General features: G+C 62.8%; 7 protein-coding genes and 1 tRNA gene. 2 read left to right on the top strand and 6 right to left on the bottom strand.

The annotated features are described in order from the left end of the window. Positions 1-592: 592 nt before the first annotated feature. On the bottom strand, positions 593-775 hold the full coding sequence (locus AB1451_13860; protein ID MEW6683979.1) for a hypothetical protein: 183 nt from the start codon (positions 773-775) through the stop codon (positions 593-595). An 82-nt stretch (positions 776-857) separates the two neighbouring features. On the opposite strand from AB1451_13860, the gene AB1451_13855 reads away from it, so the two are divergent. Then, positions 858-2,429, top strand: a complete 1,572-nt coding sequence (locus AB1451_13855; GenBank protein MEW6683978.1) for a phenylalanine--tRNA ligase subunit alpha — start codon at positions 858-860, stop codon at positions 2,427-2,429. Between the two features lie 6 nt (positions 2,430-2,435). Beyond that, positions 2,436-4,124: a phenylalanine--tRNA ligase subunit beta gene (gene pheT / locus AB1451_13850; protein MEW6683977.1), complete on the top strand. Its 1,689-nt coding sequence runs from the start codon at positions 2,436-2,438 to the stop codon at positions 4,122-4,124. 52 nt (positions 4,125-4,176) lie between these two features. Here pheT and rplT read toward each other — a convergent pair whose 3' ends face one another. From rplT to AB1451_13825, 5 genes are all read right to left on the bottom strand, one after another. Then, the gene (gene rplT / locus AB1451_13845; GenBank protein ID MEW6683976.1) at positions 4,177-4,542 is read right to left on the bottom strand and encodes a 50S ribosomal protein L20; all 366 of its coding nucleotides are present in this window, start codon (positions 4,540-4,542) and stop codon (positions 4,177-4,179) included. Positions 4,543-4,577: 35 nt separating this feature from the next. Then, positions 4,578-4,796, bottom strand: coding sequence for a 50S ribosomal protein L35 (rpmI, locus tag AB1451_13840; GenBank protein MEW6683975.1), 219 nt, complete (start codon positions 4,794-4,796; stop codon positions 4,578-4,580). 11 nt (positions 4,797-4,807) lie between these two features. After that, positions 4,808-5,311 (bottom strand): translation initiation factor IF-3, encoded by a 504-nt coding sequence (infC, locus tag AB1451_13835; protein MEW6683974.1) that lies wholly within the window; start codon positions 5,309-5,311, stop codon positions 4,808-4,810. Positions 5,312-5,373: 62 nt separating this feature from the next. Further along, complete coding sequence (gene thrS / locus AB1451_13830) at positions 5,374-7,347, bottom strand: threonine--tRNA ligase (protein MEW6683973.1); 1,974 nt, start codon at positions 7,345-7,347, stop codon at positions 5,374-5,376. Between the two features lie 212 nt (positions 7,348-7,559). Next, positions 7,560-7,634: transfer RNA gene (locus AB1451_13825), tRNA-Val, on the bottom strand. Positions 7,635-7,754: the final 120 nt, after the last annotated feature.

The following is a 7,754-nucleotide window of genomic DNA, read 5'->3' as shown; positions in this document are numbered from 1 at the left end:
ACACCTGGTCCGGTTCGTAGGGCCGATACGTCTTGCTCATGGGGCCTCCGTTCGTCGCAAGGGTCCCGCGAACTATACACGAAATGGATAGCCGACACAAGCCGATTACTCGGACAGGCTCCTAGGCTCGACATCTCCCTGATCTCCTCAGGTTTCGGTTGCCTGACTGCGAGGATCGCTCTCGCGTCCGACAGGTCCTGCGGTCCACCGGCGTAGAGTTTCAGAAGAACGAGAGCCTGCCACGAGACGACAGGTACGGATGAGTCCAGAATCGTTGCCGGTTGGACATGATTCATCACGATCTCGATCCACCGAGGCGGGAGTACGACCAGTTGAATGGGAATGGAGTCGCCTCCGGTTTGGACTGAGAGCGTAAACACCCCCGGTAAAGGATCGTCGGGCCCTCCCGAACGGAATCGGGCCCCGAGCGCCTGAGCGAGCTTAGGGTGGTCGCCGGCTGTTGCGACGGCAAAATCGATATCCTGGGTCGCGCGCGGTGCGCCCCAGGCTCCCGTGGCCAGTCCGCCGATTAACGCATACCCGCGGAGCAGGCCATCAGCCTTTGCCTGTTCGAGGCGGCGAACAATGTCCTTTAGTGCTTGTCGGAACACTCGCGCCTCAGCAGAAGGCACATATCGGAGAGTTCCAGGGATACGAGGAGGCGCTGCTCCATGGTCATGCTCCGCGCGTGTTCGATTTTGGCAAGCGCCATCTCGTCGCCCAACTTGCTGGCGCGGCGGCCGGTGAGCGGGGATCTGGGAATGTCGTCGGACATAGCGGGATTCTATTACATGCCAGCCCGGCATTCAATCTGCATTCGTTGACTTCCCCCAGGCCCTTTGCTAGCATCCCGTCCCATGCTTTCCCCAGAAATTCAGGCGCTTCTGGATGGTCTCCATCCGCTGGAGGCTCGCGTGTTTCGCGCGTTTGGCGATCAATCCGCGGCATCCGAAGTGGCGCTGCGAGAGGGGAGCGGGCTGGCTGCGTCGCAGCTCTCCATGGCGCTGGGGTGGCTGCTCACCAAAGGCGCGGTCCGCGTAGAGAGCGAGCGCGTGACGCGGCGGGCAGCGCTGGCCGAGGCCGGAAAGCGCTATGCCACCGATTTGATCCCCGAGCTTCGCATACTCAAGTGGCTCTCCGAAGGCCAGCGGTTGACCGTCGGGGATTTACGATCGGGTCGTGGGCTGGAGCCGGACGAAGTCAGCGGCGCGGTTGGAACGCTGAAGGGACTGGGTGCGATTCGTATTGGTGAAGGCGGCGTGCTGGAGGCCGTGCCGGGCGCTGACCTTGGCGAATTGCAGGCGCTGCAACACGAAATTGAAACACTGGGTCGGGCAGGATCGCGGGTGATGAACGAACCCGCGACTGCGTCGGATCGTCTGGTCGAACAACATTTCACCAAGCGCGGTAAGGCTAAGGGGATCTTCCGAATCGATGAAGATAAAGAACGCACGTTCGCGCTGACCGACGTCGGTGCTGCGCTTGCCCGAGCCGTTCGCGAGCGCGGCCTCGGGTTGTCCGAAGAAATCTCACAGCTCACGCCCGACTTGCTCAAAGACGGAGCATGGCGCGGCAAGACGTTTCGCAAATACAACATCGGATTGCGCCCCGCGCGGGTGTTCGGCGGGCGCAAACACCCGTATCGGGCGTTTCTGGATGAAGTGAAGACGCGACTCGTGTCCATGGGCTTCGAGGAGATGCGCGGTCCGCTGGTTGAAAACGAGTTCTGGAACATGGACGCGCTCTTCATGCCGCAGTTTCACCCCGCGCGCGAGATCCACGACGTGTACTTCGTGCGCGAACCGCGCGAATCACAGCCGATTTCAGAGCCGTTCGCCACCAACGTGGCCCGCGCGCATGAGAACGGCAAGGGCACGGGTTCGGTGGGTTGGCGTTATCCGTTCGACCCCACACGTGCCAGGCGCCTGGTGCTGCGCAGCCAGGGTACATCCGTTTCTGCGCGCACCATGGCGAGCGGGCCCAAGATTCCGGGCAAGTACTTTTCGATCGCGCGCTGCTTTCGCTACGATCAGGTCGACGCCACGCACGCGCCGGACTTTTTTCAGGTGGAAGGCATTGTGCTGGGTGAGGACATCACGTTCCGGACGTTGTTGGGCCTGTTGCGCCTGTTTGCCGTAGAAGTCGCGCGCGCCCCCGAAGTCAAGTTCCTCCCCGCGTATTTCCCATATACCGAGCCCTCGGTGGAGATGCACGCCAGGCACCCCAAGCTGGGCTGGATGGAACTGGGCGGTGCAGGCCTGTTCCGACCGGAGGTCACGCGACCGTTGGGGGTGAAAGTCCCTGTCATTGCCTGGGGGTTGGGGTTGGATCGGATGGCGATGACCGCGCTGGGGTTATCGGACATCCGGGATCTCTTCACGCCAGACCTTGAACAGCTTCGCGCCCACCGCGCTACAGCAACCTTGTAGTACGACATGCCTACTATTACAGTTCTGAAGTCCGATCTCGAAGCCCTTGCCAACAAACAGTTCACCCCTGCGCAACTCGAATCCTCGCTTTCTCTGGTCAAAGGCGAATTGAAGGAGTATGTCGAAGCCACTGGCGAGTTGCGCATCGAGCTGAACGATACGAACCGACCGGATCTGTGGTGCGTGGAAGGGATCGCGCGGCACTTGCGGCCGATCAAGCCGTCGAAGCCGCCGCGAAGGGCAGCTCGGCCGTCGAGCGCGCACCGCATCAAGGTGACGGCCGACGTCCGTCAGGTGCGGCCCTACATCGGGGCCTGCGTGGCGCGCAATGTCGGAGTGACGGACACGCTGCTCACACAGTTCATCCAGACGCAGGAGAAGCTCGCCGAGTTGTACGGCCGCAAGCGTCAGACCGTGTCCATCGGCCTGTACCCGCTGCAGAAAATCGTTTTTCCGGTGTCGTACACGACCTCAGCGCCTGATGAGGCCAGTTTCGTGCCGCTGGGCGTTGACCGGACCATGACCCTGCGCGAAATTCTGGCCGAACATCCCAAGGGCATGGCATACGGCAAGATCATCGCCGACAGCCCGCGGTACCCGTTGTTGGTCGATGCGCGCGGGGAGGTCCTCTCGTTCCCGCCGATCATCAACAGCCAAGCCCTGGGCGCGGTCGCGGTGGGTGATGACGATCTCTTGGTCGAAGTCACGGGCACGGATCTGCGCATGGTGGTCCTAGCCGTGAATATCTGGGCCGCCAACCTGGCTGATCGCGGCGCAACGGTCGAACCCGTGACCATCGACTACCCCTGGGCCACGCCCATGGGACGCAAGATAATCACGCCGCGGGAGATCACCCAAGCCATCTCCGTTCCGTTGAACTTGATCGAGCAGGTGCTGGGTGAGTCGATCCGGCCGCCGGAGGCGGGTCGCCTCCTCACCGGATATGGCCATCGCGTGTCAGGATCGGGTCCGACCCTGAAGGTCACGCCTCCGTCTCACCGCGACGACATCCTGCACCCCATCGACATCGTCGAAGACATCGCCATCGCGCGCGGCTACGACTCGTTCGCGCCCGAAATGCCGGGCCAGTTCACGGTGGGCGCACTGTCGGCGATCGAGCGCTATGCGGACCGCGTACGCGAGCTCCTGACCGGGTTGGGCTTCCAGGAAACCATGGACAACATCCTTACCTCGCGGCACGAGGTGGTGGAGCGAATGGGTGATCGGACGGTCGAAAGTGGGTTGGTCGAGGTGGACAATCCCATGGTCGAAACCTTCGCGGTGCTCCGTCCCCATTTGCTGGCGTCGCTGCTTCGCGTGGAGGCGGCCAGCTCCAAGGCGGTGTATCCCCATCGGGTGTTCGAGGTGGGCGAGGCCGTGACCGTCGACCCCGCCGCAGAAGTGGGTTGTCGAACGGACATGCGAGCCGCCGTGCTGATCGCTCATGCGGAGGCTGCGTTTTCCGAAGTCCACGCTGCGTTGGAAAATCTCTGTTACGCCCTGAATGTGAACTATCGTCTCGACCCGGTCCAGCACCCGACTTTCATCGACGGCCGCGCGGGAACCATTCTCATAGACGATCAGCCGATCGGCGTGATCGGCGAAGTGTCGCCGTCGGTCCTGGAAGTCTGGGGCATCGGCATGCCGTGCGCAGCATTTGATCTGGCCCTGGACCCGCTCATTTCTCAATCCTGAAAAACGAAGAGGGGCGCTTGCGCGCCCCTCTCAAGTTTCCCAATCCGTCCGGTTACGCTGCCGTTGCAGTTTTGGTCTTGGCTTGGCTCACGATCTTGGAGAATCCCGCGGGATCCGCGATCGCCAGCTCTGCAAGGACTTTGCGATTCAGCGTGACGCCCAGATTTTTCAGCGCGGCCATGAACTGGCTGTAGGACAGGCCTTCCATCCGCGTGGCCGCGGAAATCCTGGCGATCCAAAGCCGGCGGAAGTCTCGCTTGCGCGCGCGGCGGTCGCGGAACGCGTACTGGCGTCCTTTGTCCACCAGCTCGGTCGCGGTGCGGAAGAGGCGGCTCTTGCCGCCGAAGGCGCCTTTGGCCAGCTTGAGGCGTTTGCGTCGTCGTTCTTTAGTTTTGGGTCCGCCTTTGGTGCGAGGCATCGATTACTCCTTTCAATCTGATACGGTCGTGCGTGTTAGGTCTTTCCCCCGTAGGGAAGTAGACGCTTGATCATGTCCTGCTGCGCGGGGCTGAGCACCGCGGGCAGGCTGTAGCCGCGTTTTCGACGCGCGCTCTTGTGGCTCAAGAGGTGGCGCTTGCCCGAGCGCTTGCGGACGATCTTCCCCGACCCCGTGGTCCGAAACCGCTTGTGCGCGCCCCGGTGTGTTTTCATCTTTTTTCCCGTTCGTGGCATCGTGGTTCCTTTCAGTGTTTGGGCGCCAGCAAGATACTCATGTTCCGACCCTCCATCCGCGGCTGCTGTTCGACCTGCGCTGCGGATCCCAACTGCTCGATCACCTTGGCCAGCACGTTCCGCCCCGCTTCCTGGTGCGCCATCTCGCGGCCCCGGAACATCACGGTGATCTTCACCTTGTGTCCCTCGGCCAGGAAGTCGCGCGCGTGGCGCGTCTTGAACTCAAGGTCGTGCGTGTCGGTGAAGGGGCGGAGCTTGACCTCCTTGAGCTGCGCGGATTTCTGCTTGGCCCCGTGTTGTTTCTTCGCCTGCTCGTACCGGTATTTCCCGTAGTCGATGATCCGGCACACGGGAGGGCTGGCGGTCGGCGCGACTTCCACGAGGTCCAACCCCGCTTCTTCGGCGCGTTTGAGCGCGTCGCCGATCGCAAGGATCCCGAGCTGCTCGGAGTTGGGGCCGATGACCCGCACTTCGCGGATTCGAATTTCCTGGTTAACCCGAAGTTTCCCTGCGATAGATGACCTCCTTTACCGACTCAGTCCGTCCGCTCGGTTCTGTTCCGCCGAGCCCCGGCGCATCACGCCCGGCCCTTGGGCACGGGTCCTGTTCCCGTGGAGGGGCCGGCTCCACGCGAACGAATTTCCGATTCGATGTGCTCAGCCACTGCCGAAACCGGCTGGCCGGGCAGTTCCTGGCCGTCGCGCCGGCGAACCGACACGGTGCCTGCTGCGGCCTCGCGGTCGCCGACCACCAGCATGTACGGGATCTTGGCCAACTGGGCCTCGCGGATCTTCAGCCCGATCTTCTCGTTGCGGGCGTCCACCTCGGCCCGGATGCCTCGGCCGGCCAACGTGCCCGCGACCTCGCGCGCAAAGGGGTGTACACGATCCGCGATAGGCAACACGATCGCTTGCGTGGGCGCGAGCCAGGTCGGGAACGCGCCGCCGTAGTGCTCGATCAACACGCCGAGGAACCGTTCGAGCGAGCCGAGCAGGGCTCGATGGATCATGATCGGCTGGTGCTCCTTTCCGTCTTCGCCGGTGTAGACCAGCCCGAACCGCTCGGGGAAATTGAAGTCCACCTGGATCGTCGCGCACTGCCAGGACCGCTTGAGGATGTCTTTGATCTTGATGTCGATCTTGGGACCGTAGAACACGCCTTCACCGGGGTCGACCTGATAGGCCAGACCCTTGGCGCGGAGCGCGCCCTCCAACGCCGACGTGGCAAGGTCCCAGCGATCCAACGCGCCCACGTATTTCTCGGGGCGCGTGGAGAGGTAGATGTCGAAATCCGGGAAGCCGAAGGTGGTCAGCATGGCGGTCACGAACTCCAGCACGGTGGTGATTTCGTGCTGGAGCTGGTCGGGGCGGCAAAACAGATGCGCGTCGTCCTGCGTAAACCCGCGCACCCGCAACAAGCCGTGCAGGACGCCCGAGCGTTCGAAGCGATAGACCGTGCCGAGTTCGGCGAATCGCACCGGCAGGTCTCGGTAGCTCCGGGGATGCGACCTGTAGACCATGATGTGGAAGGGGCAGTTCATGGGCTTGAGTTCGTATTCGATCCCTTCAACGTCCATGGGCGCGAACATGTTGTCGCGATAAAAGTCCACGTGGCCGCTGCGCCTCCACAGCTCGAGCTTGGCCACGTGAGGGCTGTAGACCATGTCGTACCCCGCGCGGTCGTGTTCCCCTCGCCAGAAGTCTTCGATGGTCCGGCGGATGCGGGCGCCCTTGGGGTGCCACAACACCAGGCCCGGGCCCACCTCGTCGGTCATGGAAAACAGATCCAGATCGCGGCCCAGTTTGCGGTGGTCGCGGCGTTTGGCTTCTTCCAACCGGGCGAGGTGCGCGTCGAGCTCTTCGCGGGTGGGGAACGACGTGCCGTAAATCCGTTGCAACATCCGGTTCTTTTCATCGCCGCGCCAGTACGCGCCTGCGACGGTCATGAGCTTGAAATGCGCGACCCCGGCGGTGGTGGCCAGGTGCGGTCCTTCGCACAGGTCAATAAACTCGCCTTGTTTGTACAGGCTGACGGTGGGGTCGGGGATCCCTTCGATGATTTCGACCTTATACGGCTCACCGCGCTCGCGAAAGAACCGGATCGCGTCCGCCTTGGGCATCTCCTGGCGCTCGATCGACCACCCGGTCCGGGCCAACTCTTGCATCGTGGTCTCGATCTTGTCGAGGTCCTCGGGAGTCAGGGGGCGGTCGTAGTCGAAGTCGTAATAAAAGCCGTCTTCGATCGCGGGACCGATCGCCAGCTTGACGCCGGGGAACAGGCGCTTGACGGCCTGCGCCATCAAGTGCGCCGAGCTGTGACGAAACACCTCGCGCCCGTCGGGGGTATCGAAGGCCAGCGGCTCGACCTGCGCGTCGTGGGTCAGCGGCGTGTGCAAGTCGGACGGTTTACCGTTCACCCTGAGCGACACCGCGCGGGCCCTGACCGCAGGATTCAGTCCCTCGATCACGGTCAAAGGGGTGACCCCGGCCGGGTATGCCTTGGTCGTGCCGTCGGGGAACGTCAGCGTGATCTGGCGCATGTCAGCCGACATACAGCGGGTGTTCGACGATCATCGGGAGGGAATCAAGAGGCGTGGCGAACAGGTGGCAGCGGCATGGCGCGTTGCACAACACACCGGAATGGCTTCAAAAAGTCCACACAATTCATGACGGTCCAGAATACACCTTTCCAGTACACACCCGTTGAGGATTTCGCTTCTCGGCCCGGGAAAACGGGGCCCGCGAGGCGCTCAGTACGCTCGGATGGTAGGCACGGGCGGTCTTGAACCGCCGACCTCTACCGTGTCAAGGTAGCGCTCTCCCCCTGAGCTACGTGCCTGGCCTCCGCGGAGTGCCCATCCTACTTAATGGCTTTCCGCGTTGTCAAGCGATTCGCTCGACGCGCGAGCGGCTGTGACGACGTTCCGCCACAGCCGCTCGAATGTCTAAGACCCGCGCG

The sequence above is a fragment of the Nitrospirota bacterium genome, from assembly GCA_040757335.1.
Classification (GTDB): Bacteria; Nitrospirota; Nitrospiria; order 2-01-FULL-66-17; family 2-01-FULL-66-17; genus JBFLXB01.
The sequence above is the reverse complement of the archived record's forward strand: the minus strand, read 5'-3'. Positions and strand labels throughout refer to the sequence as shown.